The organism is Rhodococcus sp. NPDC049939 (assembly GCF_040656415.1).
Lineage (GTDB): Bacteria > Actinomycetota > Actinomycetes > Mycobacteriales > Mycobacteriaceae > Rhodococcus_F.
Map to the genome: position 1 here is coordinate 481566 of NZ_JBFAMC010000001.1, position 24106 is coordinate 505671.

Below are 24106 nucleotides of genomic sequence, written 5' to 3' on the forward strand. Positions count from 1 at the left end.
CGAACATGACGAATCCCGACGATCCGCACACCCCGCAGGAACGAGCGAACGACGGTACCGAGCCGTCAACCGGGGACGAGACCACGTCAGCCCAGCCGGAACAGGCTCATCCGACCGAACACATCGGCTCGCCAGAACAGCACACCGAACATGTCGAGGGCCCGGAAGGGCGTGGCGGGCAGTTCTCCACGCCCGATCCGACTGTGGCGTACGGGCAGAACCAACCGAATCCGACTCAGGCGTTCCCGACATACGACCCACGATTCGACCAACAGGCCCCGCCACCCAACCCCACTCAGGCGTACCCGGTGAACGAGGCTCAGCAGTACCAGGGCGGTTATCCGAGTGGGCAGTATCCGCAAGGCCCCTATCCGCATGCCTCTTATCAGGGGCCCCCGTATCCCCCGTATCCACCGGGGCAGTACCCCAACGATCCACCGGGGCAGTACCCCGACGCGAACTATCGGCCGCCCCGTGATGAGGGTCCCGAAGAAAAGAAGTCCCTGCGAATCGGCACCTGGATAGCGGCCACAACGGCCGTCCTGTTGCTGCTCGCAGTCATCGGGTTCAGCATTGCCCTCGTCACGTCTACGCCGAACAATTCGAGCACGACGGTGGCGGGACCGACGACCACCAGTACTGCACCGAGCCCGCCGTCACCGGCACCGGGGCCGAATTCGGAACCGCCGTCCGACCAAATCCCTGGAGGCTCGAGCGGGGCGCTTGTCGTAGGGAGCGCTGCGTTCGGGAGGATCACCGACAACGACGGCTCCACACTCACCCTGGATACGATCGGCGGTGGCCAGCTGACGGTGTATACCAACGCGGACACCAGGGTTTTCTCGCTCGACGGCTCCACGGTCGCCGATCTGCGGCCCGGCGTTGCAGTCATAGTCCGTGGAACGGAGATCAGAAACGGCGAGATGACAGCTCTGACGATTGTCAGCACCCAACTGCCCCGGTACGGAGGGAACTGAAGGGTTGAATCGCGACTCGACACGGGTGTACGGCACCGCATCGCGTCGTTGCGGCGATGACTCGCTAGGCTGAACACCAATGACCGTAATGTGGTTCGTCCTGGCGTTGATTGCACTCGCGGGCGCGTGCGCGCTGCTCTATTTCGATCGCTCACGTCGCGATCGGACGGGTCGCGCGAGGCAGACCTGGGCCAAGTCTCAGGGTTTCACTTACACGAACGTCGAGGATCGGCTCCCCGCGCAGTTCCACCGCGCGGCACTGGCCAAGCAGGGCTACCTCAGTGCGATCGACGTCGTGAGGGGCGAATACCGGGGTGAGGCGTTCATTCTGTTCGACCTGGAGGAGACCGCGACCATCGTCGCCTTCCGTCGTCGGGTCGGTTCCGACGTCGACATCGACCTCCGCCTCAAGTCGACTCCACCGCCGAAGGATTCAGACCTCGAACTCCTGGGTGCCATCGGCCCGCGGGTCGTGTTCGCCACGGATCTCGAGATCGCCCGCAGGGTCTGCGATCAACGGATGGTGGCCTTCACCGAATCGGTTCCACCGCACGTGAACATGCTTTGGAGCGAAGGCGAGTGGACCCTTGGTTCGCTGCCCATAAGCAGCACCGGTCGCGAGTGGGAATCGGCTATCGCGGCCATCTCCCGGCTGTCCGGCATCCTGTATGCACTGCCTCCGTCCACCGGTTCGGACGAGGAAGACCGTGGACCCCACGATCCGAGTCGACCGCGACTGCGCGAGGGCGCTCCCGGCCCCAGTTCAGCGGCGTCCCGTCCCAAGGCCGACGGTCCACCTTCTCCCCGATCCCAACCCGCGCCTGGCCCTCGAACCGCGCCTTCTCCAGGACCGCGAACCCGCGGACCCGGACCCACGCCTTCTCCCGGACCTCGACCGCCCGGACCCAGGCCCGCGCCCGGGTCCCAATAGAGCGGCGCCTTGCTACCGTCACCGTTATGTCGAAGCCTTCCGGGAACGCGTCCGCTCGACCAGTTGCTCTAGTCACCGGCCCGACATCGGGGCTCGGTGCCGGCTTCGCCGAGAAGTTCGCCTCGCTCGGCTACGACCTCGTGCTGGTCGCCAGGGACGAGCAGAAGATGTGTGCACTCGCCGAAGATATGAAGGAGCTGTTCGACACCGATTGCGAGATCCTGCGATCCGACCTGTCGACAGCGTCCGGGCGTGAAGAGGTGGCGCTGCGTCTCGGCAAGGGCGTCGACGTGCTGGTCAACAACGCCGGATTCGCCACCTCGGGCGAATTCTGGACCGTGGAACCGGAACTCCTGCAGGCGCAGCTCGACGTGAACGTGACGGCTGTCATGCAACTGACCCGCGCGGCGCTGCCCGCCATGATCTCCTCTGCCAACGGCACGATCATCAATGTGGCGAGTGTCGCGGGTCTGCTGTCCGGTCGGGGACCCACCTATTCGGCAAGCAAGGCCTTCGTGATCTCGTTCTCCGAGGGATTGTCCGGCGGATTGGAGGGTACGGGCGTGCGAATCCAAGCGTTGTGCCCTGGGTTCATTCGCACCGAACTTCACCAGCGTGCGGGAATCGATATGAGTTCGATCCCGAAGCCGATGTGGCTGAGTGTCGACGAGGTTGTTGCGGCGTCGCTTGCCGACCTCGAAACCGGCAAGGTGATCAGTGTCCCCGGGATTCAGTACAAGGTCCTTACGACTCTCGGGCGTCTGGTTCCCAAGAGTCTGGTCAGGCGGGTGAACAACGTGTTCGGCCGGGGTCGGGCGCGTACTTAGCGGTGGGTAGGGTTTGGGCATGAGTGATCGCGAACATCTCGCCGCGTTGGTGCGCGAGTTGGCCGTCGTGCACGGCAAGGTGACGTTGTCTTCGGGTAAGGAAGCCGACTACTACGTGGATCTGCGCCGTGCCACCCTGCATCACGAGGCCGCCCCGTTGATCGGGAAGCTGCTGCGTGAGCTTGTGTCGGATTGGGAATTCGACGCAGTCGGCGGGTTGACGATGGGTGCAGATCCGGTGGCGATGGCAGTGATGCACGCCGAAGGTCGTCCAATCGATTCGTTCGTGGTGCGCAAGGAGGCGAAGTCGCACGGCATGCAGCGCCAGATCGAGGGCCCCGACGTCGTCGGCAAGCGCGTCCTCGTCGTCGAGGACACCACTACGACGGGTAACTCGCCGCTCACCGCGGTGAAGGCTCTGCGCGACGTCGGGGCGACCGTCGTCGGTGTGGCAACCGTTGTGGACCGGGCTACCGGGGCTGATGAGGTGATCGCGGCCGAAGGCCTCGAATACCGTTCCCTCCTAGGTCTTTCCGACCTGAACCTGTGACCGGGCGGGCCGGAAGTCTCGCCACGCGACGACACGTCCATGGTCTCCGAACGAGTCACGGACAGATCATGATGTGGTCCCGGTCCTTCGGGTCGACGAGGATCGAGATGGTTGCGCCGGGAACGAAGCGGGTGAGGTTCTCGCGCCGCACTTCGTAGAGGACACGCCCGCTGTAGCTCTCCGACCCCGGTACCGTCAGCTCGAGGTCCAGCTCGGTCAACTCTCCGTTGTCGACGGTGCGACGAACCGGGGTGATGTGCTCGATTTTGGCCCAGCCCTCCAGCCCGTGCCGTTCGAGTTTGCGATCCTCGCGGCTGGGTCGCTCGGCGGCCATCATCGAGAACCCGAGCGCCGAACCGAAGGCGGCGAGCAATCCCATGATCTGGTATGGAATGGTGGCTGGAGGCGTGAGTTGGACCAGCCATCCAAGCCAGAGGGCGAGGACGACGACGTAGCCGGCTGTGACATAGCAGACGTTCTTCACGATGCGCTGGTGATTCATCGTTTTCCTCCACTTTCAGGTTAACCGTTGAGGCATGTCGGCGTGCCCGGTCGCCGGCTCCCGTTAGAGTCGAGTGTCGGAAGCACAGAAGAGAGTGTGGAGGCGGGACTGTATGGCGTGGCGTCGGGTGCCGATAGGGTGTGGACACGGGCACAATTCGCCGGACCGCGCACCGATGCGCCGCCGCAGCCGATTCGGACGAGAGGCTCTGTCATCGTGAGCGGAGTCGAGCCGAAAGTGGTTCACGCCCATGCGGCCGAACCGGGACCGACCGAATGGGGCGAGAACCCGAACGGCGTGGGACCGTGGAGCGAAGAACACGACACCCCTGTTCCATCGGATTCCCACTTCGATCCCGAACTGCTTTCCGGCGGCGACCGCCGCAACGTCGTCGACGCGTACCGCTACTGGAAGCGGGAAGCGATCGTGGCGGACATCGACGGACGGCGTCACCCTCTGCACATAGCTATCGAGAACTTCGGCCATGACGCCAATATCGGGACGGTGGTCCGTACTGCCAACGCATTTGCGGCCGCGGCGGTCCACATCGTGGGCCGGCGACGCTGGAACAGGCGAGGCGCGATGGTCACCGATCGATACCAGCACATCTTCCACCACACGGATATCCGCGGATTGCTGGAGTTCGCACACGAGCGAGGTCTCACCGTTGTAGCGGTGGACAACACTCCAGGTTCGGTCCCGCTGGAGACGACCAGTTTGCCACGTGACTGTTTGCTGCTGTTCGGCCAGGAAGGGCCCGGGGTTACCGAAGAGGCAAAAGATGTTGCGGCGATGACGGTCTCGATCGCGCAGTTCGGTTCCACCCGCAGTATCAATGCCGGTGTCGCAGCCGGAATCGCCATGCACGCATGGATTTGCCAGCATGCAGACCTCGGCAAAGCCTGGTAGCGCGACACTCTATGGCCGCAGGCGCAAGATCAACCGAATAGGAGAGATCAACTCCCATGCAGGACATCTGGGCGGGAAGGGCGGACGCCGCCGAAGCAGCGGTGATCAGCAGGCACCTTCGTCGTCTGTGGGCTCTACCGGGTACCGCCTTGGGTGTCGTGGCATGGCCACCGGTAAGACGCGAAAGGCTCTTCTTCAGCTGGCACTACTGGTGGCAGGCGCACCTTCTCGACTGCGCTGTCGATGCACTCGAACGGGATCCGACCTCTCGCCGTCGACGCCGCTTCGTGAGAGTGGCTCGCAGCATCCGGTTGCGTAATCTGTCGGGCTGGACCAACAACTACTACGACGACATGGCCTGGCTCGGGATTGCGCTCGAGCGAGCTCAGCGAATGCACTTCATAGATAACAGAAGTGCGGTGGAGATCCTCGAGTCTCAGCTGTTCGACGCGTGGGCTCCCGGGAGTGGTGGTGGCATCCCGTGGAGGAAGGGATCGGACTTCTACAACGCTCCTTCCAACGGCCCTGCCGGGATCATGCTGGCGCGCACCGGCAAACTGTGGCGCGCCCAAGCAATGGCAGACTGGATCGACGACACGCTCCGGGACACGAACACCAATCTGATCGCCGATGGCATTCGTTCGAGCGGCCGCCTGGAGCGCAAGGTCTACTCCTACTGTCAGGGAGTCGTTCTCGGACTCGATACCGAACTTGCCGTGCGTCTGGGCTCACCGCGACATCGCAACAGGATCCACCGTCTCGTAGACGCCATCGGCGAGCATCTTGCCCCAGCCGGAATCATCGAAGGGGGCGGAGGGGGAGACGGAGGCCTGTTCAACGGGATCCTCGCACGGTATCTGGCACTGACCGCGGTGATGCTGCCGTGGGAGTCGCCCGCAGATATCCGGGCGCGGGAGACGGCAGCCCGGATCGTGCTCGAATCGGCGACCGCGGCCTGGGAGAACAGGCTACAGATCGAGGGCCAACCGCTTTTCGGACATGACTGGGCCAAGCAGGCGCAACTACCTGGAACGGGGTCGGCAATCGCGACGTTCACCGAGGGATCCGTGCGTTCGTCCGCCATCCCGGAACGGGATCTGTCCGTCCAACTGGGTGGCTGGATGTTGATGGAGGCAGCGTTCACGGTCTCGGCTGCGGGATATCCGCGGTAGTAACCGGGGCGGATACGTCGAGCTTGCCCCGGGGGCTATGAGTCCGAGTTCACAGTGGTGGTGTCTGCTTCTTCGTCTGTGGCAACCGACCTCGAACGGGAATCTGCCCGCATCCGCCGGAACAGCCGAATCGATACCACCGCTAGCGCCACAAGCACCACCGCCAGTAGCACGCTGAGATCGGAGAATTTCCGTGCGAGTTCGGCTGCGGCGACCTGCAGGGAGAACTGCTCGTCGACACTCATCACTGCTCCGAGGTTCGCCGTTCCCTCAGTGACCAGGAACAGCACTCCGATGGCGATGAACAACAGGCCTGAGATCAGAGATGTCGAGTGGACCGTCAGTGGGCCGAGTCGAATCGCCCGGCCCCGAAGCCAACTTCGTCGCCCGAGGTCGAATCGGTCCCAGAGCAGGGCGAGTATGAACAAGGGAACCGCCATACCCAAGGCGTATATCCCCATCAGAACTGCGCCGTACCCTGCGGCGCCGCCGACGATGGCGACGGTGAGGACACTACCGAGCAGCGGACCCGAGCAGAATCCCGCGAACCCGTACACGGCGCCGAGCGCGTACACCGATACCGAACCAGAGATGCCTATCGATTTCGACGCTCGCTGGGCCGGAGCGAATGCGAAGCCCTTTCCCAGAATGGCAAAGAGTCCGAGGACGATCAGAACAGTGCCGCTGATCAGGGTTGTGACTGTGCGATGCTCTGTGAGCGCCGAGCCCATCAACCCCACTCCAGCTCCGAGCGGCATGAGGACGGTGGCCAGTCCGGCGTAGAAGACCGCGGTACGCATCGCGAGACGGCCGACTCCGTCGAACGCGTACGCAAAGAAGGACGGTAGTAACAGCGCCGAGCAAGGGCTTACGAGAGAAAGTAGGCCACCGAAGAAGGCACCCAGCAATCCGATGTTCGTCATCGCTGCGCAAGTCCTGCGGCCCGATCAATTACTTGTTCGAAATGCGCAAGGGGCTGGGCCCCGAGAATGGGGTTGCCGTTGATGATGAATGCGGGGGTGCTGGAGATGCCGATCGTTTGCGCGTTCAACACGTCTCGTGAGATCGACTGGTCGTATTGGGTACTCGCGGCATCGCGATCGAATCGTTCGAGGTCGGGCACACCAGCCTCTGCGGCAAAATCGTGTAGGGCTTGCGGGGTCAGGTCAGCACGACCACCGGTCGGTGACTGCGCATACACCGCTTTGTTGAACTCCCAGAATTTGCCCTGTGCGGCGGCGGCGCGACCCGCGCGGGCTGCCGCGATCGATTGCTCACCGAAGATCGGCAGGTCGCGCCATTCGATTCGCAGCACGCCTTCGTTCACGTACTTCTCGACCAACGCCGGTTCGGTGTCGCGGCTGAACACGGCGCAGAACTGGCAGCGGTAGTCCGCATATTCCACCAACACCACGGGGGCGTCCGCGGACCCCAGCGAGAGGGGGTCACCGCTGATGCGGCGTGACTGATCGCCAACCGGTCCCATCACGGCGGCCTCTGGCTGCGCCGCTGTCTCAGATGCCCCTTCCCTGTTCTGGCCGATCAAGAGGAATCCGCCGAGCACGACGGCCACCAGTAGCAAGATGCCGAGCAGCCAAACTTGTCTGCGGATTCCAGGGTCGTAGCGTCTTGATCCCACAGATGACCTCTCGAGCAGATTGGCGTCTACACGCCTCTACACGCCATCAGGATTGCCACTACAACCACCGAGGGATGAGTCTTGTGGTGGGGACTGCCCTCGGTTTGATTGAGGAATAGTCAAATCCTGCCCATCCAGGGTCGTCAGGTACTTCGGACACTGGTACGTCGAGGCGACGGTTCCGGGGCCGATGTCGGCGGGTCGATCGGGAGCTTTCCCTTGTAGAACGCCGTTTCAGCCCGCACCAACGCTACCAGATTCGGCGGATTGGGAGCCTGCCGGTGAATCTGGGCGGATGCGATCAGCTTGTGAGTTGTTGCCATCTTCGTCGTATGGGGCCCGAACTCTCAAGTCGCCGTCGCTCGAGGCGGAAGTGGCTCCGCGCCGCGCCCGAACCAGTCGCCGTAGCAGGTCCGGGCCGGCGAGTGCGCTAGTCCAGTACCTCTTCTACCGTCACATCCTCTACCGGCCGCGCCATCTCCTGGCGGTAGTGCCAGGCTCCGAGGGCAGTGCCGATCAGCAGGAGGGCGACCAGGATCGTGACTACGGCCGGCATCAGCCAGGGCACCTGGTTGAGGAATCCGCCTGCGTAGAAGCCGATCAGCAACAGCACAGGCGCCCACAAGACTGCTCCGATGCTGCTCGCGACGGTGTATCTGGTGTGGTTCATTCGCGCCGCGCCCGCAACCAGTGGGCACAGGGTGCGCACCCACGGAATCCATCGAGCGACGAGAACTGCCCAGAAGCCATGCCGCTCCAACAGAATGTTGACGCGGTGGAGGTTCGTGTAGTTGAGGTACTTGCCGCCCTTGCGCGCGAGGATGTGGTTGCCGCTTCGGTGACCGATCGCGTACCCCACCTGGTTACCGCAGACAGCGGCGATAATCGCCCCTACGGACAGCGCCCATACGTGCCCGGTGCCCGACGCATGATTGGCGAGGATGATCCCAGCGGTGATCAGCATCGAGTCGCCTGGAAGGAAGAGGCCCAGGATCACCGCACACTCGATGAACACGAACGACAGGACAATCAACCAAACCAGTGTGGGCCCGGCCGACGCGACAAACCCGAAACCTTCCGATGCCGAGACGACCATCGTCAGCGAGCTACCCCCGATTGTGTTCAGCTCGAGGAAGTGGGATCAGTCGGTGCGGCGACCGGTTGCGTGTACTCGGCGGTGGAGCCGGCGCCTCGGCGGGACTTCAGGAAGCGCTTCACCACCTCGACGATGATCGGTACCACGGACACGAAAACGATCAACAGGAAGATCACGTCGACATTGGCGCGGATGAACTCGATCTGGCCGAGTAGATAGCCGAGAAGCGTGACACCGGTGCCCCACAGGATGCCGCCCACGACGTTGTAGGTCAGAAATAGCGAGTACTTCATCTTCGACGCGCCGGCAACGACCGGCGCGTACGTTCGCACGATCGGGACGAACCTGGCGAGGATGATCGTGATCCCACCGTACTTCTCGAAGAAGGCGTGAGACTCGTCGATGTACTTCTTCTTGAACACCCGTGCGTCGTTGGTCTTGAACAGGGCGGTTCCTCCCTTGCCGCCGATGAAGTAGCCCACCTGGTCGCCGAGGATGGCGGCGATCGGGATCAGGACGAGCAGCACTCCGATTGGGGCGAAGGGTTCGATCTCCGTCGACTTCGACGCGGCGATGAGACCTGCGGTAAAGAGGAGGGAGTCGCCGGGGAGTAAGGGGAACAGCAGTCCGGACTCGATGAAGACGACGAGGAGGAGTCCGATTAGGACCCAGGTGCCGAAGGAGTTGAGGAGGTTGACGGGGTCGAGGAACCCCGGCAACAACGCCAGGTTGGTCACGGAATCCGATGCTGCCTGCACAATCACGCGTATTAGCGTACCGGTAGTCGACATCTGCTCGGATACGGCGGATCATCGAGGTCGCGTCGTTTCGCTGATCGGCGGAATCGAGGCGCTCGAGAGCCTCTGTGAGGTGTACGACGTTGGTATTGCCATACTGCTAGGACCACACTGTGCGCCGCGCTTGATCGCGCCCGCCCGGAATCAACTCGATTATGGAGGACTGCCGCCGTGCCAATCGCAACTCCCGAGGTCTATGCCGAGATGCTTGGTCGAGCCAAGGAGCACTCTTTCGCTTTCCCGGCTATCAACTGCACTTCTTCCGAGACCATCAACGCCGCGATCAAGGGTTTCGCAGACGCCGGAAGCGACGGCATCATCCAGTTCTCGACCGGGGGTGCGGAATTCGGTTCGGGTCTGGGCGTCAAGGACATGGTGACCGGCGCTGTCGCGCTTGCTGAGTTCGCACACGTGATCGCCGACAAGTACGACGTCACGATCGCGCTCCACACCGATCACTGCCCGAAGGAGAAGCTGGACGGTTTCGTGCGTCCACTGCTCGAGATTTCTCGCCAGCGGGTGAGCGAAGGCCGCAACCCGTTGTTCCAGTCCCACATGTGGGACGGCTCAGCTGTGCCGATCGACGAGAATCTGGTGATCGCGAAGGAACTGCTGGCGTTGTCGAAGGCGGCGAACATCATCCTCGAGGTCGAGATCGGCGTCGTTGGTGGCGAAGAGGACGGTGTCGAAGCCGAGATCAACGACAAGCTGTACACGTCGCGCGAAGACTTCGAGAAGACCGTCGACGTCCTGGGGGTCGGTGAGCACGGCAGGTACCTGCTCGCTGCGACGTTCGGCAACGTGCACGGCGTCTACAAGCCGGGCAACGTCAAACTCGATCCCGAGGTTCTCAACGCCGGGCAGAAGGCTGCTGCCGCGAAGCTGGGTCTGGCTTCCGATGCGAAGCCGTTCGACTTCGTGTTCCACGGCGGATCAGGTTCGCTGAAGTCCGAGATCGATGAAGCGCTGAGCTACGGCGTCATCAAGATGAACGTCGACACCGACACCCAGTACGCGTTCAGCCGTCCGATCGCCGGACACATGTTCACCAACTACGACGGTGTGCTCAAGGTCGACAACGAAGTCGGCAACAAGAAGGTCTACGACCCGCGCAGTTACCTGAAGAAGGCCGAGGCCGGCATGACCGCCCGTGTCATCGAGGCCTGCAACGACCTGAAGTCCACTGGACGCTCCGTTTCGAAGTAGACCGGTCCCGCTGGTTTGCCATATCCGGTGACCACCGCTACCGCGCAACCACCGTCGTTCAGAGAGGGTCGCAGATCTTCCAGGAGCCGTCGACCCTTTCAAGGTTGAATGTGCGCCACGATTGCTCGTTCGGGTCGGCCGTGGTGTGCGCTTCGACTTGCGCGATGGCGGTGTCATCGGTGATCTGCACCGCATCGACGTCGCCGACCACCGGGATGTTCTCCTGGGTCACGGCGACCCGATGGACCTCAGCAAATTCATTATCGGGAATTTGCTGGTAATACTCGGCCAGGCTGCCGCACGTGCTGGTGCGGAGCGTTGCGAGATCGCCCTCAGCGAGTGCCGCGACGAACGTGTCGATTGCTCGCTGCACCTGGGCCTGGGGTGAGTTCGCGACCCGGTCGTTGTAAGCCACCGCGCCGGCGGCGACGATAGCGGCGAGGACGATGACGCCGGTGGTGACCGCGGCGAACAACCACGGCTTTCTGCGTTTCTTGGCGTTGGGGGCGCGCGGGGGAGTGCTTTGCGCGGTGGGCAGCACCCGCTGGGGTGTTGCCCTCGAACGGGCCGCGGTAGTCGGCGGCTGCTGCACGGCGCCGGCGGCCGCGGCCGCCTCGGACTCAGCGTTCGGTTCAGGGGTCTGTGAGGTCGCCTCGAACTTTCCTGGATTCGGTTGCGCCGCCCCGGCCGGTTCTCGTGTCGGCTCTGAGGCCTCATGCCTCGGTTCCGCTTCTGAAGCCTCGGGCAACGGTGTGGCTTCTGAGGCCTCAGGCCTCGGTGTCGATTCGCCCTTCGTCGGATCCTCCACGCGCGCCCCTCGTTCCGCAGAAATGTCTGTTGGGGGCAGCCTATCGACATCAGTCTGTGGTCGAAGGCAGTTCGAAGGACGCGTGGCGGCCGCAGGCTGATTCTGTCGTACAAGGCAGAATGGGCGCATGACGTCTTTCGGTGACCTCCTCGGCCCGCAGCCCACGTTGCTTCCCGGGAACGACGAGGCTGAGTCGGCTTTGTTGAACCATGAGGACCCGGCTGCCGTCGCAGCCGCCCACCCCACTGCATCGATCGCGTGGGCTTACCTGGCGGAGGCGTCGTTCGACGCGGGGGAAACCGTTGCGGCCTACGCATACGCGCGCACCGGATACCACCGTGGTCTCGACCAGTTGCGACGCAACGGCTGGAAGGGCTTCGGCCCAGTTCCCTACAGTCATGAACCCAACCGCGGGTTCCTGCGCTGTGTAGCAGCCCTGGCTAAGTCGGCGAAGGCCATCGGCGAGTCGGACGAGTACGCGCGCTGCCTCGATTTGCTCGAGGACTGCGACCCCCGAGCTGCCGAAGCGCTTGGCGTCGGCTAGCGCCCTCAGCACCGCGAAGGCCCGCAGCCGGAAGGGGCTGCGGACCTCGGTTCAGCGTCTCCGAGTGTCGGCATTGCCGATTCTGCAGTGCGCGGTGGCCGCCGCGGGTGCTTGGTGGGTAGCCACAGAGATCATCGGACACGCCTCCCCGTTCTTTGCGCCCATCGCAGCGGTGGTGTCATTGGGGCTGTCGCTCGGCGCCCGGTTGCGTCGATCGGTCGAACTGGTTGCGGGCGTCACGATCGGCATCGGCGTTGGCGACCTTCTCATCGCGGCCATCGGTACGGGAACCTGGCAGATCGCGCTCGTGGTGGGGCTGGCCATGTCCGCGGCGGTATTGCTCAACAGCGGTCCCATCTTCTCGATGCAGGCGGCCAGTTCGGCCGTCCTGGTCGCGACGCTCTTGCCGCCGGGCGACAGTGCGGGAGTCGACCGCATGGTGGACGCTTTGACAGGTGGGCTGGTCGGTATCGCTGTCGTGGCGGTAATCCCCACGCACCCGATCGGGCGCGCCCGCAAGCAGGCGGCGAACATTTTGGGCACTGCCACCGAGGTGCTACGGATGGTGGCCGACGGATTGGTGTCCAACGACGACAAGCCCATCGAAGAGGCGCTGCAGAAGGCTAGAGCCACGCAAGGTTCCATCGACAGCCTGCGGGCACAGCTTGCGGGTGGCCGAGAGATCAGTCGGATCTCGCCGTTGTACTGGAATACCCGAGGGCGACTCGATCGACTGTCCGCAGCCGCTGACCCGCTCGACAACGCGTTGCGAAATATGCGAGTGCTGGCCAGGCGTTCGCTCACGCTGGTGCGTGACGACGAAATTCTCAACCCTCGTCTGGTCGACCAGGTGGAAAAACTCGCCCACGCGGTGGAAACCCTGAGGCAGATGGCGCTCGCCGATCCTGGTCAGCAACCGGATCAGGCCGAGGCGGCGAGGGTTCTGCGGTCGGTAGCTTCCGGGCTGAAACCGGAACTGGTAGAGAACGCGGGCCTGTCCGCGACGGTGGTGTTTGCGCAGGTTCGCTCCCTGACGGTCGATCTGTTGCGGGTTGCAGGCCTCGAGCGCATCTCTGCCATCGCAACGTTGCCGCCCACGGTCGAGAATCCGGCGTATCCACCCGAACTCTGAACCGCGCACGGTTGAAACATATGCGTAGTTGTGCATATGATCGGGCGGAGTTCAGGTGGAAGGGGTTGCCTAATGGGCGTCGGGCACGGTCATTCACACGGCGGCACGGGCGGTGGCGGCGAGACAGGTCCGTCCCGGGGGCGCATCCGGCGCATGATCGTGGCATTGGTCATCGTCGTCCTGTTTCTGATCCTCGAGGCGAGCGTCGGTCTGATCATCAACTCCCTGGCGTTGATTGCCGACGCCGGGCACATGCTCACCGATGTCGTCGGAATGTCGATGGGACTCGTCGCACTCCTGCTGGCACGCCGCGGAAGTACCGCCGCAGCTCGGACCTTCGGGTGGCACCGCGCCGAAGTGCTGACCGCAATGCTGAACGCCGCGTTGCTGCTCGGGGTTGCGGCCTGGGTGTTCTACGAGGCGATTACCCGGATCGGTGACGCACCCGAACTTCCGGGGCTGGCGCTGATACTCACCGCGACTGCCGGACTCGCAGCGAACATCGTCGTGATGGCGATGCTGCGCGCCGACTCGAAGGAGAGCCTGGCCGTCCGGGGCGCATATCTCGAAGTGTTTGCGGACGCTGTCGGCAGCGTCGGTGTCCTCATTGCAGGTGGTCTGATTCTGGCCTTCAACTGGACGTACGCAGACATCGTCGTCGGTGTCCTCATTTCGCTGTGGGTGGTGCCGCGCGCAATCAAACTCGCGGCGGCGGCGCTGCGGATTCTGACCCAGGCCTCACCCGCCGACGTGGACGTCGAGACGGTGCATGCCGACCTCGCCGCGCTGCCCGGAGTAACCGGAGTTCACGACCTGCACGTGTGGACACTGACGACCGGCATGGATGTGGCGACTGTGCACCTGACCACCGATTCCGACCCCTCCGCAGTGCTGGAGGCCGCCCGTGCCGTACTCGAAGCGCACCACCTGCCCCATGCGACGGTGCAGGTGGAGTCGACCACGAACGGGCGGCACTGCGCGGAGAACGTCACCTGGTAGCGATTCGAGGCTTCGGTGTCGAGATCATCGAGGGACCATCACTTGATGAATCGCTTGATGCCCTTGCCGGGTCGCCAGAAGTCGATGTACATGTGATCTCCGTCGACCGTGGTCAACACAACTTCCTCGAGGTCGAGTTCGAAGACGTCAGCCTCGGGAGCCTCGCCGGGGTCGTGATCGTATCGATCGACATAGTGATCGAGGATCCGCTTCTTCCGCTCTCCGAGAATTTCCTGAGCGCGGCCGGTGATCTTGGCGTCGCCGCCTTCCATCGAGTGGTGGCCAGGGTTGCTGTGGAGCGAGAACCGCGGATCCCGTTGCAAATCTTGCACTTTCCGGGCTCCCACCATCGACCCGAGCAGGAGTGAGCCCTCATAGATCTCCACCTCGGTGCCGCTGACGCGCGGCGAGCCGTCAGTGCGCAGTGTCGCCAGGACGTGGTGCTTGTGGGCCTCGAGGCGCGCTGCGACGGCGCGAGCCAGGTCCGGGGCTTCGGTTGCGAACGTGGTCCAGTTGGTCATGCCGATCAGTGTGTACCGGTATCCCTGACAGGTTGTGTCAGCAATTTTGTCTAGACTCATCACATGCGGTCGAGCCGACTCGTCGAGCTCATGCTGCGGCTCGAAGGCAGCCGGGGTGTCACCGCGCAGCGCCTCGCGGAGGAACTCGGCGTGTCGGTACGAACCGTGTATCGCGATGTCGCGGCACTGTCGGCGGCAGGTGTTCCGGTGTGGACCGAGAGCGGTCCTGGCGGCGGTGTGCGCCTGCTCGACGGCTGGCAATCGAAACTCGGCGCGATGACCGGCGCCGAGACGTCGGCGCTGATGCTGCTCGGGGTGCCGTCCATTGCCGAGGACCTCGGGCTCCGCCACGTCGCCACCGCTGCACAATCGAAGTTGTTGAGGGCCTTGCCTCTTCCACTTCGGGCGGACGCACTCGCGTGGCGTGACCGCCTGTACGTGGATGCACCCGGGTGGTTCAACCGGCCTCGCGATGTCGGCCACTTACCCGATGTTGCCGTAGCCGTCCTCGAAGGGCGGCGGTTGCGCGTGTCCTACCGCACGGGAAGACGGGCGGCGACGCGAACTCTCGATCCTCTGGGCCTGGTCGCGAAGGCCGGCGTGTGGTACCTCGTCGCCCGGCACCGTAGCCGCGCGTTGTCGTACCGTGTGTCGAGGATTGCGGAGGCGATCGTCCTGGACGAACCGGCGACGCGGCCCGACGCCTTCGATCTGCCGACGTGGTGGGCGGACTCGGTTGCCGAGTTCGACCGGGCTCTGCTGCGATTCGACTGCCGCGTGCGCCTGTCCGCCGCGGCGTGGCGGCGGCTCCCACATGTCATCGGCGTCGAGGCGGCCCGTGTCGAACCCGGACCTCCCGACGACGACGGATGGCTGACACTCGACCTGCGGCTCGAGGCTGAGGATGTCGCGCTCGATCAGCTCACCTCGCTCGGATCCGAGGTGGAGGTACTCGAGCCGCAGTCGTTGCGGGACGCACTGCGCGCCGTCGGCGCTGCGATGATGCACCGCAACCGCTGACGCGCAGGTGCTGCCGCCGTGGGGCAGGTGGAGATCAGGATGCGAGGATTCGGCGGAGTTGACGCGCCTGTCCTGCGAGGCGGCCCGTCGAGGTGCGAAGTTCGGATTCGTCAACGCAGAGGTCATCGGTGGCCCAGACCGTGCGGTGGCGAAGATGGTGCCATTGCTCGTCCACCGCTTTGTGCAGTTCGTTGGCGAGAGGTTGAGATGTGCTCACGGGTGGGAAGTACGCACTGAACTCGACGGTAGGGATGGCGACAACCGTGTCGAGTGTGGCGAACAACCCTGGCGGTAGGGCGTCGAGCAACACGGCCGACCGTTCCTGCGCGCTGAACTCGATCGACGACAGCAGGCGAATCCACACCTCGAATTCCGGGTCGGAGCCGCCCGCGAAAGGCCGCGCTGCATTGATCGGGCGGATGTCGAGGTATCGGGAGAATGGCACGAAGTCGACCGGAATCTCCAGCGGGGGAAGCTGTTCCGGATCCACGCTTCCGACGTCCGAGGAGCCGGCGGGCCAGGAGCGTGCGTCGCCGCCGGTGTCGCGGGTAAGGCGGACCAGCGCGCCGGCGGAGTCGGCGATCGACGCCCGGACACTGGGCGTTCTCCCACCGTGCTCGACGTCGACCCGAACGTTCACTGGGCCCGGATCGACAGGCCTGGTGAGGTGGGCTGCCAGGGCGACCGGTGTCGCGGTGGTCTCGGCCGAGGCGGCGTGCAGCATCGAGGCTACGACGAGCCCACCGTGCAGACCGCCGAAACCGAGCCAGCTGGAATCGAACTCGGAAGGGAAGGTGGTTGTGGTCGAGGGAATCATCGGGTCACCTCCATGGTGTGTGGATTGCGGGAACTCATTCCGAGAGAGGTCACGGCCGCACCGACTGCTGCTGCGACGATCAGCCACCAGGCGAGGACGAAGGCGGAATGGGTGTCCTCGTAGCCCACGGCGGTGCCGACCACCGCGACGAGCACGCTGACACCGATCACGGTGCCGATCTGCCGATTCATGTTGACGACGGCACTGCCGGTGGCCGATCGAGCCTGCGGAATGTCCGCGGTGGCAGTCGAGAGGATGGTTGGGAGCGCGAAGCCTACGCCGACACCCGCTATCAACAAGCCGGGGAGGAACTCGGTGACGTAGTCCGGTTGCTCTCCCACCGCGGACAGGATGAGCAGCGTGCCCACCGCCCACAAGAGGCTTCCTGTAGCGGCGATGCCGCTGGCGGAGAAGCGCCGGGCCAGGAGCTGTCCGACGATGGCGAAGAGTGGAACGAGCATCGGCCCGGGAGCGATCGCGAGTCCGGTCCTGAGTGCCGAGTATCCCCAAACCTCCTGAAGCCACAAGATATTGGCCAGTAGTCCGGCGGCGAACGCCGCACTGAATACCACCGCGGTGATGTTCGACCACGCGAACGTGGGCACCTTCAGCAGAGCAGGTTCGATGAGTGGTGACCGGTGACGGCTGTTCCTCCACCAGAACAGAACCAGGGACGCGACGGCGAGTCCGAATGCGAGGGTGACCCGGACATCGCCCCAACCCCATTCCGGCCCTTGGACCAACCCGAGTGACAACGCGCCGATACCAGCGATGAGCACCGCCGCGCCGACGAGGTCGAGGTCGGTGTCGGGTCCGGCGGGTCGGCTGCCGGGCACAGCGCGGGTCGTGACGATCAGCAACGCGATTCCGATCGGAATGTTGATGAGGAACGCCCATTGCCAGGAGGCCTCTACGAGGATTCCACCGACGACGGGGCCGAGTGCTGCCGCTGCCGCTCCCGTTGCCGCCCAGACGCGGACGGCGAGGGCGCGGCGGTTTTGGGGGAGAACCTCGATCAACAGTCCGAGGCTCGCCGGAGTCAAGGCAGCGGCACCGACCGCCTGTAGTACGCGGAAGGCGACGAGGAACCACAGTGACGGACTCAGAGCACAGGCGGCGCTCGCGACTGTGAACAGGGCCAGTCCCAGCGCGAACCCGCGTCGGCGTCCGATGCGGTCGGCCCACCGGCCGAGTGGAACCAGCAGTGCTGCATAGACGATCGCGTAGCCGTTGAGGATCCAGCTGAGGTCGCCGAGCGAGTTGCCGGGGTAGCTCTCGGCTATGTCGCCGAGCGCGACGTTCACGATGAAGAGATCGAGGCTCGCGACGAACGGTGCGCCGCACAGGACAGTGAGGAGAGGGGCGAGTCGAACCGGGTGACCCACCTGACTATGTATGGCCATAGTCAGGACCGTAAGAGCTGGCTATGCATTTTGCAAGTCAGGTAGCCTGGTGTCATGAATGCGGCACGACTCGACGGCCTCCTCGCAGACCGGGATGCCTGGAGCCCCACTCACTGCTCGATCGCCAAGGCGATGGACGTCGTCGGAACGCGATCGGCGATGCTGATCCTGAGGGAGGCCTACTACGGGACGACTCGATTCGACGACTTCGCGCGGCGGGTCGGTATCACCGAGGCCGTTGCCGCCTCCCGACTGCGTGAGTTGACCGCCGAAGGGCTGTTCGAGCGACAGCCGTACAAGGATCCGGGGCAGCGGACGCGGTACGAGTACGTGCTCACCGAGAAGGGTCGCGACCTATTGCCCGCGGTTCTCGCCCTCATGCAATGGGGCGACAAATACCTGCAGGGTGCGCGAGGCGGGCCCATCGGGATGTCGGACGACACGTCGGGCGAACCCGTGCGCGTGGAGGTGCGTAGCCCGGAGCGGGAGGTCCCACTGTCGGACCTCCGGTTGACTGCCAACTTCAGCGAGGCGGACGTGCGACGCGTGCGGGGCGAGGCGTCGCGGTAACCCGACCTCGGCTGGAAGAGTCACCCATTCTGGCGTCGTGACGCCGACAATGCACAGCATCAAGAGCGTCGTCGCTGTCAACGCGACTGGCGTTGTGTCGAAATTCGTTGCGGTGGGATCGAATCGAGGTACGGTCCATTGCCGACCACCGTCAACTGGTGCTGGTCGACGGGGTCTTCGAGAAGGGGGTTCGGATGGAAACCGATCCATGGCGAGAAACGCCGACATTGAGCGGCGAGTTCGTATTGTTGCGTCCGACGCAGATGTCAGACGCGGCCGGGCTTGCCAGAGCACACGACGGCGATACCTTGCGTTACTTCCCATTCGGGATCGAATCGCTCCCGCCGAGTCGAGAAACCCTTCGTCATGCACTGGATTCGGGGCGTCAGACAATGACGCAAGTGGATGCCCGAACGGGCCAGATCATCGGTATGACCGCCCTGTACAACATGAGCGAGCTGCATCGCCGAGTGACGATCGGCTACACCTGGGTTTCACCCAGCGTGCGCGGATCGGCGATAAACCCGGAGTCCAAGCTACTGCTGCTCGACCACGTCTTCGGAACTCTCGACGCCGCCCGCGCCGAGTTCAATGTCGACGATCTGAATGTCCGCTCGCGTCGGGCAGTGACGGCGCTCGGGGCGAGCGAGGACGGAGCCTTGCGGCGACATGCGCGTCGACGAGACGGGACCTGGCGAACGACGATCGTCTTCTCCGTGATCAGTGAAGAGTGGCCCTCGGTTCGCGCCGGACTCGTCGAGCGGATACACAGCAGGTCCACGCGGCAGTAATCCTGGTGGCACCCGCGGCAGGTCAGAGCCAGAAGCGCATCAGCAGGTTGCCGACCTGGGCGTAGATCTCGGGAACCCCGGACAGTTCGAAGAGGCTGTAGATGGCGTCGAAGAACACCACGTTGATCGACGGCACGAAGAGCATCGCCACCAGTAGCAGCAGTCCGTAGGGCTTGAACGGACCGAGCGCCCGCCTGGTCTGCGGCGACAGGAACGGTTCGAGCGCACCGTACCCATCGAGGCCCGGAACTGGGATCAGGTTGAGTACCGTCGCCATCACTTGTAAGAAGGCCAGAAAGCTCAAGCCCGCCCAGAACACTCGATGGTCACTTCCAAGTCCGAACAGCCGGATCACGACGAGGAGGGTCACCGCCGATATGGCGTTGACCATTGGCCCGGCCAGGGACACCCTGGCCTGCACCTTCGGCGAGAACAGTCCGGATCGGACGTAGACGGCGCCACCGGGTAGTCCGATGCCACCGAGGGCGATGAACAGGATGGGCAGGCCGATCGACAGCATCGGGTGGCTGTACTTCAGTGGGTTGAGCGTGAGGTACCCACGCACCTCGACATCGGTGTCGCCGTTCCGCCACGCGGTGAAGGCGTGCGCGAATTCGTGCAGGCACAGGGTCACCACCCAGCCCCCGACTACCAGCAGGAACACACCGGTGTGGCCGAGCACTGAGTCGAGTGGGGCGCGCCAGGCGATCACCCCACCGATGACGGCGACAGCGACGACCACGAGGAACACCGGGCTCGGGCGCACGGCTGTGGATCGCGCTCCGGGAGAACTCATCGCCCACCGCCGGAGAGGCCCTCGACATCGGCGAACAGACGCTGTCGGCGGGTGTTCGGGTCTGTGTGGTCCGAAACAAACCTGCCGCCCCGGGAAGGCGATATCGGGGGCAGGAGCCCAATCTGTCGTTCGACCACCGGCTGCTCCCCTCTGGGTCGGTTCTCGGTGTGATCCGTGTCGGAAATTGTCCGGATTCGCCGGCGTAAGCGCTACCGGACCAGCAACCACTCCTCGTGGTGCCGATAGAACGTCGAACGCGCGAGTTCACGTGGGTGGGGAATTTCGTCCCGGGTCACGACGGCAGCCGGAGATCCGAGTTGGACGGCACGGCCCTCGACCCAGCGGCGCGGCCGCCACCGACTGCGAGGTGCGACCGAAGCCCGCAAACCTGGCATCTGTGGGGTCGGGATGATCTTCATCTTCGCTGTCGTCCCCGAGAACAACAGGGTGTCGTCGGCGTAGGCCTCACCGACCAGGGGACCCCCATCCGGGCCGGTCACGGTGGCACACCCGACCAAGGCTATTCCGGCGTCGTCGCGAATGAGGGGGACGCGTTGAGCGGTTCCCTTGAGTGCGGTGCGGGCCCCGCGGGCCCCGGAGGACAAGTGGTAGGCGTCGGTCGCGTCCGAGTGATGCTCGGCGACGTACGCAACTTCGATGTGCAGGCGTTCGGTGCGCATCAACCGGGTCAAGGTGGCAGCCAGCGCGGCGTCGCTTCCCACCACGATCAGTCGTGGATCCGATACCACCTGCAGTTTGGAGAAGACCTCGTCGAAGTTGTCTTTGTCCGGGACGGTGGGTGCATTGGAGGTCGGGATCGAGCCCAACGGTAGGGGAAGCGGCACATCACCGCATTTGAGCACTACGGGTGTCACGCCACTCCTCGCCCGGTTTCCCGCCGCGATTGCCGCAGCTTCCCTATTCTTTTGGTCATCCTAGCGTCGACTCTCACGCGTGCGGCGAGGGGTTTCAACTGCTGCCACGGTTAACTAATTGTGTGTGGGGGCGGGTCGGCCGGCCAGGTTGGTCGCGACAACCGCCGGGCGCGGTGGCCTCCGATTTCGCATCCGCCGTACCGTGAGGTCTGCCCTGTCCGCACTCGGCTAGACTGTTCCTTCGGCCCACTGCCTGGAAACTGCAGGACCACGCAGTCGGATAAGACTGCACGTCGATCGTAGGAGACAACCTCATGCCGGCAATCGTCCTCATCGGCGCCCAATGGGGCGACGAGGGCAAGGGCAAAGCGACCGATCTACTGGGCGGACGCCTGCAGTGGGTGGTGCGGTACCAGGGTGGCAACAACGCCGGGCACACGGTGGTTCTCCCGAACGGCGACATGTTCGCCTTGCACCTGATTCCGTCCGGAATCCTCACCCCGGGCGTGACCAACGTCATCGGAAACGGTGTGGTGGTCGATCCGGGAGTACTTCTGAATGAACTCGCCGGGCTCGAAGAGCGGGGTGTCGATACCGGTCGACTGCTGCTCTCGGCTGATGCGCACCTGATCATGCCCTACCACGTAGCCATCGACAAGGTCACCGAACGCTTCCTCGGGGCAAAGAAAATCGGCACGACAGGCCGCGGAATCGGGCCCTGCTACCAGGACAAGCTTGCTCGAGTCGGCGTTCGCGTCCAGGACGTGCTGGACGAGAAGATCCTCACCCAGAAGGTGGAGGCGGCTCTCGAGTTCAAGAACCAGGTACTCGTCAAGATTTACAACCGCAAGGCACTGGACCCGCAGCAGGTGGTCGACGAGGTGCTAGAGCAGTCCGACGGCTTCAGGCACCGAATTGCCGACACCAGGCTGGAACTGAACCGGGCGCTCGAACGCGGAGAGACCGTTCTGCTGGAAGGCTCGCAGGGCACGTTGCTCGATGTCGACCACGGCACCTACCCCTATGTCACTTCGTCCAACCCGACGTCCGGCGGGGCGGCGGTCGGTTCGGGCATCGGCCCCACCCAGATCACGACGGTGCTGGGAATCCTCAAGGCGTACACCACCCGTGTCGGATCGGGTCCCTTCCCCACCGAATTGTTCGACGAGAGTGGCGAGTACCTCGCGAAGGCCGGCGGCGAGGTAGGCGTCACCACCGGACGTGCCCGACGCACGGGGTGGTTCGATGCCGTGATCGCCCGCTACGCGACGCGTGTCAACGGCATCACCGACTATTTCCTTACCAAACTCGACGTGCTCAGCAGTCTCGAGACGATCCCGATCTGCGTCGGCTACGACGTCGACGGTGTCCGGTATGACGAGATGCCTATGTCGCAGAGCGACATTCACCATGCCAAGCCCATCTATGAGGAGATGCCTGGCTGGTGGGAAGACATATCGCACGCTCGCACCTTCGACGAATTGCCTCAGAACGCACAGAACTACGTGCTACGCCTCGAGGAACTGTCCGGTGCCTACATCTCCTGCATCGGTGTCGGCCCCGGCCGTGACGAGACCATCGTCCGCCGCGACGTGGTGCGGTAGGCCGTTCTTGCGCCGACGGTGGCGGCAACTATTGCGGTCCAGTTGAGAAAATCTGGTCTGCACGATCCTCAATTGGCCTGAAATTGGCTTTGAAATGAGTGGCCAACCAGTCGATACTGGACTGCATGATGACTCGAGCGCTCGGTGCCCACTCGTTGGCCAGGGACCTGGGCAACTGGCAGGACGACAGCAATCGGCGCTCGGCGGCGCGGCCGGCTTACCGGGCGCTCGCCGAGGGAATCCGGCTCCTCGTCCACGACGGCCGAATTCCACTGGGTGTCGCGTTGCCGAGCGAGCGTGAACTGGCATCTGTTCTGGAACTGAGCAGGACGACGATCACGTCTTCCTACTCGGTGTTGCGAGACGAGGGGTACCTGATCAGCCGTCAGGGGTCGCGGAGCACGGTGGCTCTGCCGCACGGCACGCGGCAGAACGGGCTGATGTTCCGTGCCCATCTGCCGGACTCCGACAATTCCGTGGTCGACCTCAGCTACGCCGCGATGGCTGCCCCGGCAGAGGCGGTAGAACAGGCGTATTCTGCTGCGCTGCAGTCTCTCCCGCAGTTCTTGCCCACACACGGTATGGAGCCGGTCGGGATCGCAGCCCTGCGGGACGTAATTGCCGAACGGTATCGGCGACGCGGCTTGGACACTGCGCCGGAGCAGATCATGGTCACCTCGGGTGCGCAGCACGCCCTGCGACTGCTGCTGTCCGTGCTGACGGCGCCGGGGGACCGAGTGCTGATCGATCACCCCACCTATCCCAACGCACTCGAGGCGATCCGTCGGGTCGGCGCCCGTCCGGTTCCCGTTCCGATCCGCCCTGAAGCCGGCTCGTCCGGGGCCTGGGATCTCGACGGTGTTCGGAGCGCGGCCCGGCAGACTGCCGCCCGGATGGCGTATCTCATCCCGGACTTCCACAATCCGACTGGGCTGTGCCTCGACGAGTCCGGCCGGGAGGAGTTGTCGAAGATCGCGCGCGAGACCCGGATGATGCTGGTCGTGGACGAGACGATGGTGGACCTGTGGCTCGACGCGCCGTCACCAGGTCCGGTGGCCGCGTACGGCCCTGGCAAGGGGAGCGCGGACGTCGTCACGATCGGTTCGGCCGCGAAGTCTTTCTGGGGTGGATTGAGGGTGGGCTGGATCCGTGCGGATCCAGCGTTGATCACGCGTCTGGCCGGGGCAAGGGCCGCGGTCGATCTCGGCACCCCGGTGATGGACCAGTTGGCCGCCGCTCACCTGTTGGCCGACGACGAATTAGTCCTCGCCCGACGTCGCGCCGAGCTGCGGGAACAGCGGAGTGCGATGCTCGATGCGCTCGCAGACCGACTTCCGGACTGGGTGCCGACCATCGGATCGGGCGGCATGTCGCTATGGCTGCGAATGACGGCACCGGTATCCACGGCGCTGGCGGCGACGGCCCCCAATTATGGGGTGCTGCTCGCGGCCGGACCCAGGTTCGGCGTCGAGGGGGCTTTCGAACGGTTCGTCCGGCTCCCCTACGCCCGGGTCGCTGATGACCTGCGGCGCGGAGTCAACGGTGTCGCGATGGCGTACGAGACTCTGGCCGTCGATCGGGACCTCGGCGAACCGCGCCTCGTCATCTGATGTGAGTGGC

The 24106-nt window shown here is 64.2% G+C and carries 26 protein-coding genes; 15 read left to right on the forward strand and 11 right to left on the reverse strand.

Annotation, left to right across the window (positions count from 1 at the left end):
* The first annotated feature begins 5 nt into the window (after positions 1-5).
* The 4 genes from AB0I57_RS02045 (at position 6) to pyrE (ending at position 3285) form a co-directional block, all read left to right on the forward strand.
* Positions 6-977 carry a hypothetical protein gene (locus tag AB0I57_RS02045; protein ID WP_358329106.1) on the forward strand — a complete coding sequence of 324 codons (972 nt, stop codon included), beginning with the start codon at positions 6-8 and terminating at the stop codon, positions 975-977.
* An 88-nt stretch (positions 978-1065) separates the two neighbouring features.
* Positions 1066-1908 (forward strand): hypothetical protein, encoded by an 843-nt coding sequence (locus AB0I57_RS02050; RefSeq protein ID WP_358333049.1) that lies wholly within the window; start codon positions 1066-1068, stop codon positions 1906-1908.
* A gap of 26 nt (positions 1909-1934) precedes the next feature.
* Entirely contained in the window at positions 1935-2735 is an 801-nt protein-coding gene (locus AB0I57_RS02055) for an SDR family oxidoreductase (RefSeq protein WP_358329109.1), read from the forward strand.
* Positions 2736-2754: 19 nt separating this feature from the next.
* The gene (pyrE, locus tag AB0I57_RS02060; RefSeq protein WP_358329112.1) at positions 2755-3285 is read left to right on the forward strand and encodes an orotate phosphoribosyltransferase; all 531 of its coding nucleotides are present in this window, start codon (positions 2755-2757) and stop codon (positions 3283-3285) included.
* Between the two features lie 55 nt (positions 3286-3340).
* On the opposite strand, the gene AB0I57_RS02065 is transcribed toward pyrE, so the two are convergent.
* Positions 3341-3787 carry a hypothetical protein gene (locus tag AB0I57_RS02065; protein WP_358329115.1) on the reverse strand — a complete coding sequence of 149 codons (447 nt, stop codon included), beginning with the start codon at positions 3785-3787 and terminating at the stop codon, positions 3341-3343.
* Positions 3788-4003: 216 nt separating this feature from the next.
* On the opposite strand from AB0I57_RS02065, the gene AB0I57_RS02070 reads away from it, so the two are divergent.
* Both AB0I57_RS02070 and AB0I57_RS02075 read left to right on the forward strand, forming a co-directional pair.
* On the forward strand, positions 4004-4696 hold the full coding sequence (locus AB0I57_RS02070) for a TrmH family RNA methyltransferase (RefSeq protein WP_358329118.1): 693 nt from the start codon (positions 4004-4006) through the stop codon (positions 4694-4696).
* A 56-nt stretch (positions 4697-4752) separates the two neighbouring features.
* Positions 4753-5868 (forward strand): glycoside hydrolase family 76 protein, encoded by a 1116-nt coding sequence (locus tag AB0I57_RS02075; RefSeq protein WP_358329121.1) that lies wholly within the window; start codon positions 4753-4755, stop codon positions 5866-5868.
* A 35-nt stretch (positions 5869-5903) separates the two neighbouring features.
* On the opposite strand, the gene AB0I57_RS02080 is transcribed toward AB0I57_RS02075, so the two are convergent.
* The 4 genes from AB0I57_RS02080 to AB0I57_RS02095 form a co-directional block, all read right to left on the reverse strand.
* Complete coding sequence (locus tag AB0I57_RS02080; RefSeq protein ID WP_358329124.1) at positions 5904-6791, reverse strand: cytochrome c biogenesis CcdA family protein; 888 nt, start codon at positions 6789-6791, stop codon at positions 5904-5906.
* The gene (locus tag AB0I57_RS02085) at positions 6788-7507 is read right to left on the reverse strand and encodes a thioredoxin domain-containing protein (RefSeq protein ID WP_358329128.1); all 720 of its coding nucleotides are present in this window, start codon (positions 7505-7507) and stop codon (positions 6788-6790) included. Before AB0I57_RS02085 ends, AB0I57_RS02080 begins: the two co-directional genes overlap by 4 nt.
* A 430-nt stretch (positions 7508-7937) precedes the next feature.
* Positions 7938-8603 (reverse strand): DedA family protein, encoded by a 666-nt coding sequence (locus AB0I57_RS02090; RefSeq protein WP_358329131.1) that lies wholly within the window; start codon positions 8601-8603, stop codon positions 7938-7940.
* A gap of 26 nt (positions 8604-8629) precedes the next feature.
* Complete coding sequence (locus AB0I57_RS02095) at positions 8630-9394, reverse strand: VTT domain-containing protein (protein WP_358329133.1); 765 nt, start codon at positions 9392-9394, stop codon at positions 8630-8632.
* 177 nt (positions 9395-9571) lie between these two features.
* Between AB0I57_RS02095 and fbaA the strand changes: the two genes are divergently transcribed.
* Positions 9572-10606: a class II fructose-bisphosphate aldolase gene (fbaA, locus tag AB0I57_RS02100; protein WP_358329136.1), complete on the forward strand. Its 1035-nt coding sequence runs from the start codon at positions 9572-9574 to the stop codon at positions 10604-10606.
* Positions 10607-10664: 58 nt separating this feature from the next.
* On the opposite strand, the gene AB0I57_RS02105 is transcribed toward fbaA, so the two are convergent.
* Positions 10665-11414, reverse strand: coding sequence for a hypothetical protein (locus AB0I57_RS02105; RefSeq protein WP_358329141.1), 750 nt, complete (start codon positions 11412-11414; stop codon positions 10665-10667).
* A gap of 127 nt (positions 11415-11541) precedes the next feature.
* On the opposite strand from AB0I57_RS02105, the gene AB0I57_RS02110 reads away from it, so the two are divergent.
* From AB0I57_RS02110 to AB0I57_RS02120, 3 genes are all read left to right on the forward strand, one after another.
* On the forward strand, positions 11542-11958 hold the full coding sequence (locus AB0I57_RS02110) for a DUF3151 domain-containing protein (RefSeq protein ID WP_358329144.1): 417 nt from the start codon (positions 11542-11544) through the stop codon (positions 11956-11958).
* Between the two features lie 64 nt (positions 11959-12022).
* Positions 12023-13090: an FUSC family protein gene (locus AB0I57_RS02115; RefSeq protein ID WP_358329147.1), complete on the forward strand. Its 1068-nt coding sequence runs from the start codon at positions 12023-12025 to the stop codon at positions 13088-13090.
* A 72-nt stretch (positions 13091-13162) separates the two neighbouring features.
* A complete protein-coding gene (locus tag AB0I57_RS02120) occupies positions 13163-14089 on the forward strand; it encodes a cation diffusion facilitator family transporter (protein WP_358329149.1) in 927 nt (308 codons plus the stop codon).
* 38 nt (positions 14090-14127) lie between these two features.
* Here the strand turns inward: AB0I57_RS02120 and AB0I57_RS02125 are convergent, their stop codons facing one another.
* On the reverse strand, positions 14128-14610 hold the full coding sequence (locus AB0I57_RS02125; protein ID WP_358329152.1) for a pyridoxamine 5'-phosphate oxidase family protein: 483 nt from the start codon (positions 14608-14610) through the stop codon (positions 14128-14130).
* 63 nt (positions 14611-14673) lie between these two features.
* Here AB0I57_RS02125 and AB0I57_RS02130 point away from each other — a divergent pair, with 63 nt between their 5' ends.
* The gene (locus tag AB0I57_RS02130) at positions 14674-15630 is read left to right on the forward strand and encodes a WYL domain-containing protein (RefSeq protein WP_358329154.1); all 957 of its coding nucleotides are present in this window, start codon (positions 14674-14676) and stop codon (positions 15628-15630) included.
* A 34-nt stretch (positions 15631-15664) separates the two neighbouring features.
* On the opposite strand, the gene AB0I57_RS02135 is transcribed toward AB0I57_RS02130, so the two are convergent.
* Positions 15665-16447, reverse strand: a complete 783-nt coding sequence (locus tag AB0I57_RS02135; RefSeq protein ID WP_358329156.1) for a thioesterase family protein — start codon at positions 16445-16447, stop codon at positions 15665-15667.
* Positions 16444-17850: an MFS transporter gene (locus tag AB0I57_RS02140; RefSeq protein WP_358329159.1), complete on the reverse strand. Its 1407-nt coding sequence runs from the start codon at positions 17848-17850 to the stop codon at positions 16444-16446. The genes AB0I57_RS02135 and AB0I57_RS02140 overlap by 4 nt, the downstream gene beginning before the upstream one ends.
* Before the next feature lie 54 nt (positions 17851-17904).
* On the opposite strand from AB0I57_RS02140, the gene AB0I57_RS02145 reads away from it, so the two are divergent.
* Positions 17905-18420, forward strand: coding sequence for a helix-turn-helix domain-containing protein (locus AB0I57_RS02145; protein ID WP_358329161.1), 516 nt, complete (start codon positions 17905-17907; stop codon positions 18418-18420).
* Between the two features lie 194 nt (positions 18421-18614).
* On the forward strand, positions 18615-19211 hold the full coding sequence (locus AB0I57_RS02150) for a GNAT family protein (RefSeq protein WP_358329164.1): 597 nt from the start codon (positions 18615-18617) through the stop codon (positions 19209-19211).
* A 22-nt stretch (positions 19212-19233) separates the two neighbouring features.
* Here AB0I57_RS02150 and AB0I57_RS02155 read toward each other — a convergent pair whose 3' ends face one another.
* Entirely contained in the window at positions 19234-20007 is a 774-nt protein-coding gene (locus tag AB0I57_RS02155; protein ID WP_358329167.1) for a site-2 protease family protein, read from the reverse strand.
* A gap of 209 nt (positions 20008-20216) precedes the next feature.
* On the reverse strand, positions 20217-20870 hold the full coding sequence (locus tag AB0I57_RS02160) for a hypothetical protein (RefSeq protein ID WP_358333052.1): 654 nt from the start codon (positions 20868-20870) through the stop codon (positions 20217-20219).
* Positions 20871-21196: 326 nt separating this feature from the next.
* Here AB0I57_RS02160 and AB0I57_RS02165 point away from each other — a divergent pair, with 326 nt between their 5' ends.
* Together AB0I57_RS02165 and AB0I57_RS02170 are read left to right on the forward strand one after the other, a co-directional pair.
* Positions 21197-22486, forward strand: a complete 1290-nt coding sequence (locus tag AB0I57_RS02165) for an adenylosuccinate synthase (RefSeq protein ID WP_358329170.1) — start codon at positions 21197-21199, stop codon at positions 22484-22486.
* Between the two features lie 125 nt (positions 22487-22611).
* Positions 22612-24096 (forward strand): PLP-dependent aminotransferase family protein, encoded by a 1485-nt coding sequence (locus AB0I57_RS02170; protein ID WP_358329173.1) that lies wholly within the window; start codon positions 22612-22614, stop codon positions 24094-24096.
* The last annotated feature ends 10 nt before the right edge of the window (positions 24097-24106 follow it).

Excerpts from the sequence above, each read along its gene's own strand:
- AB0I57_RS02045 (WP_358329106.1), top strand. The coding sequence starts at position 6 with ATGACGAATCCCGACGATCCGCACACCCCGCAGGAACGAGCGAACGAC.
- AB0I57_RS02050 (WP_358333049.1), top strand. The coding sequence starts at position 1,066 with ATGTGGTTCGTCCTGGCGTTGATTGCACTCGCGGGCGCGTGCGCGCTG.
- AB0I57_RS02055 (WP_358329109.1), top strand. The coding sequence starts at position 1,935 with ATGTCGAAGCCTTCCGGGAACGCGTCCGCTCGACCAGTTGCTCTAGTC.
- pyrE (WP_358329112.1), top strand. The coding sequence starts at position 2,755 with ATGAGTGATCGCGAACATCTCGCCGCGTTGGTGCGCGAGTTGGCCGTC.
- AB0I57_RS02065 (WP_358329115.1), bottom strand. The coding sequence starts at position 3,787 with ATGAATCACCAGCGCATCGTGAAGAACGTCTGCTATGTCACAGCCGGC.
- AB0I57_RS02075 (WP_358329121.1), top strand. The coding sequence starts at position 4,753 with ATGCAGGACATCTGGGCGGGAAGGGCGGACGCCGCCGAAGCAGCGGTG.
- AB0I57_RS02080 (WP_358329124.1), bottom strand. The coding sequence starts at position 6,791 with ATGACGAACATCGGATTGCTGGGTGCCTTCTTCGGTGGCCTACTTTCT.
- AB0I57_RS02090 (WP_358329131.1), bottom strand. The coding sequence starts at position 8,603 with ATGGTCGTCTCGGCATCGGAAGGTTTCGGGTTTGTCGCGTCGGCCGGG.
- AB0I57_RS02095 (WP_358329133.1), bottom strand. The coding sequence starts at position 9,394 with ATGTCGACTACCGGTACGCTAATACGCGTGATTGTGCAGGCAGCATCG.
- AB0I57_RS02110 (WP_358329144.1), top strand. The coding sequence starts at position 11,542 with ATGACGTCTTTCGGTGACCTCCTCGGCCCGCAGCCCACGTTGCTTCCC.
- AB0I57_RS02120 (WP_358329149.1), top strand. The coding sequence starts at position 13,163 with ATGGGCGTCGGGCACGGTCATTCACACGGCGGCACGGGCGGTGGCGGC.
- AB0I57_RS02125 (WP_358329152.1), bottom strand. The coding sequence starts at position 14,610 with ATGACCAACTGGACCACGTTCGCAACCGAAGCCCCGGACCTGGCTCGC.
- AB0I57_RS02130 (WP_358329154.1), top strand. The coding sequence starts at position 14,674 with ATGCGGTCGAGCCGACTCGTCGAGCTCATGCTGCGGCTCGAAGGCAGC.
- AB0I57_RS02135 (WP_358329156.1), bottom strand. The coding sequence starts at position 16,447 with ATGATTCCCTCGACCACAACCACCTTCCCTTCCGAGTTCGATTCCAGC.
- AB0I57_RS02140 (WP_358329159.1), bottom strand. The coding sequence starts at position 17,850 with ATGGCCATACATAGTCAGGTGGGTCACCCGGTTCGACTCGCCCCTCTC.
- AB0I57_RS02145 (WP_358329161.1), top strand. The coding sequence starts at position 17,905 with ATGAATGCGGCACGACTCGACGGCCTCCTCGCAGACCGGGATGCCTGG.
- AB0I57_RS02150 (WP_358329164.1), top strand. The coding sequence starts at position 18,615 with ATGGAAACCGATCCATGGCGAGAAACGCCGACATTGAGCGGCGAGTTC.
- AB0I57_RS02155 (WP_358329167.1), bottom strand. The coding sequence starts at position 20,007 with ATGAGTTCTCCCGGAGCGCGATCCACAGCCGTGCGCCCGAGCCCGGTG.
- AB0I57_RS02165 (WP_358329170.1), top strand. The coding sequence starts at position 21,197 with ATGCCGGCAATCGTCCTCATCGGCGCCCAATGGGGCGACGAGGGCAAG.
- AB0I57_RS02170 (WP_358329173.1), top strand. The coding sequence starts at position 22,612 with ATGATGACTCGAGCGCTCGGTGCCCACTCGTTGGCCAGGGACCTGGGC.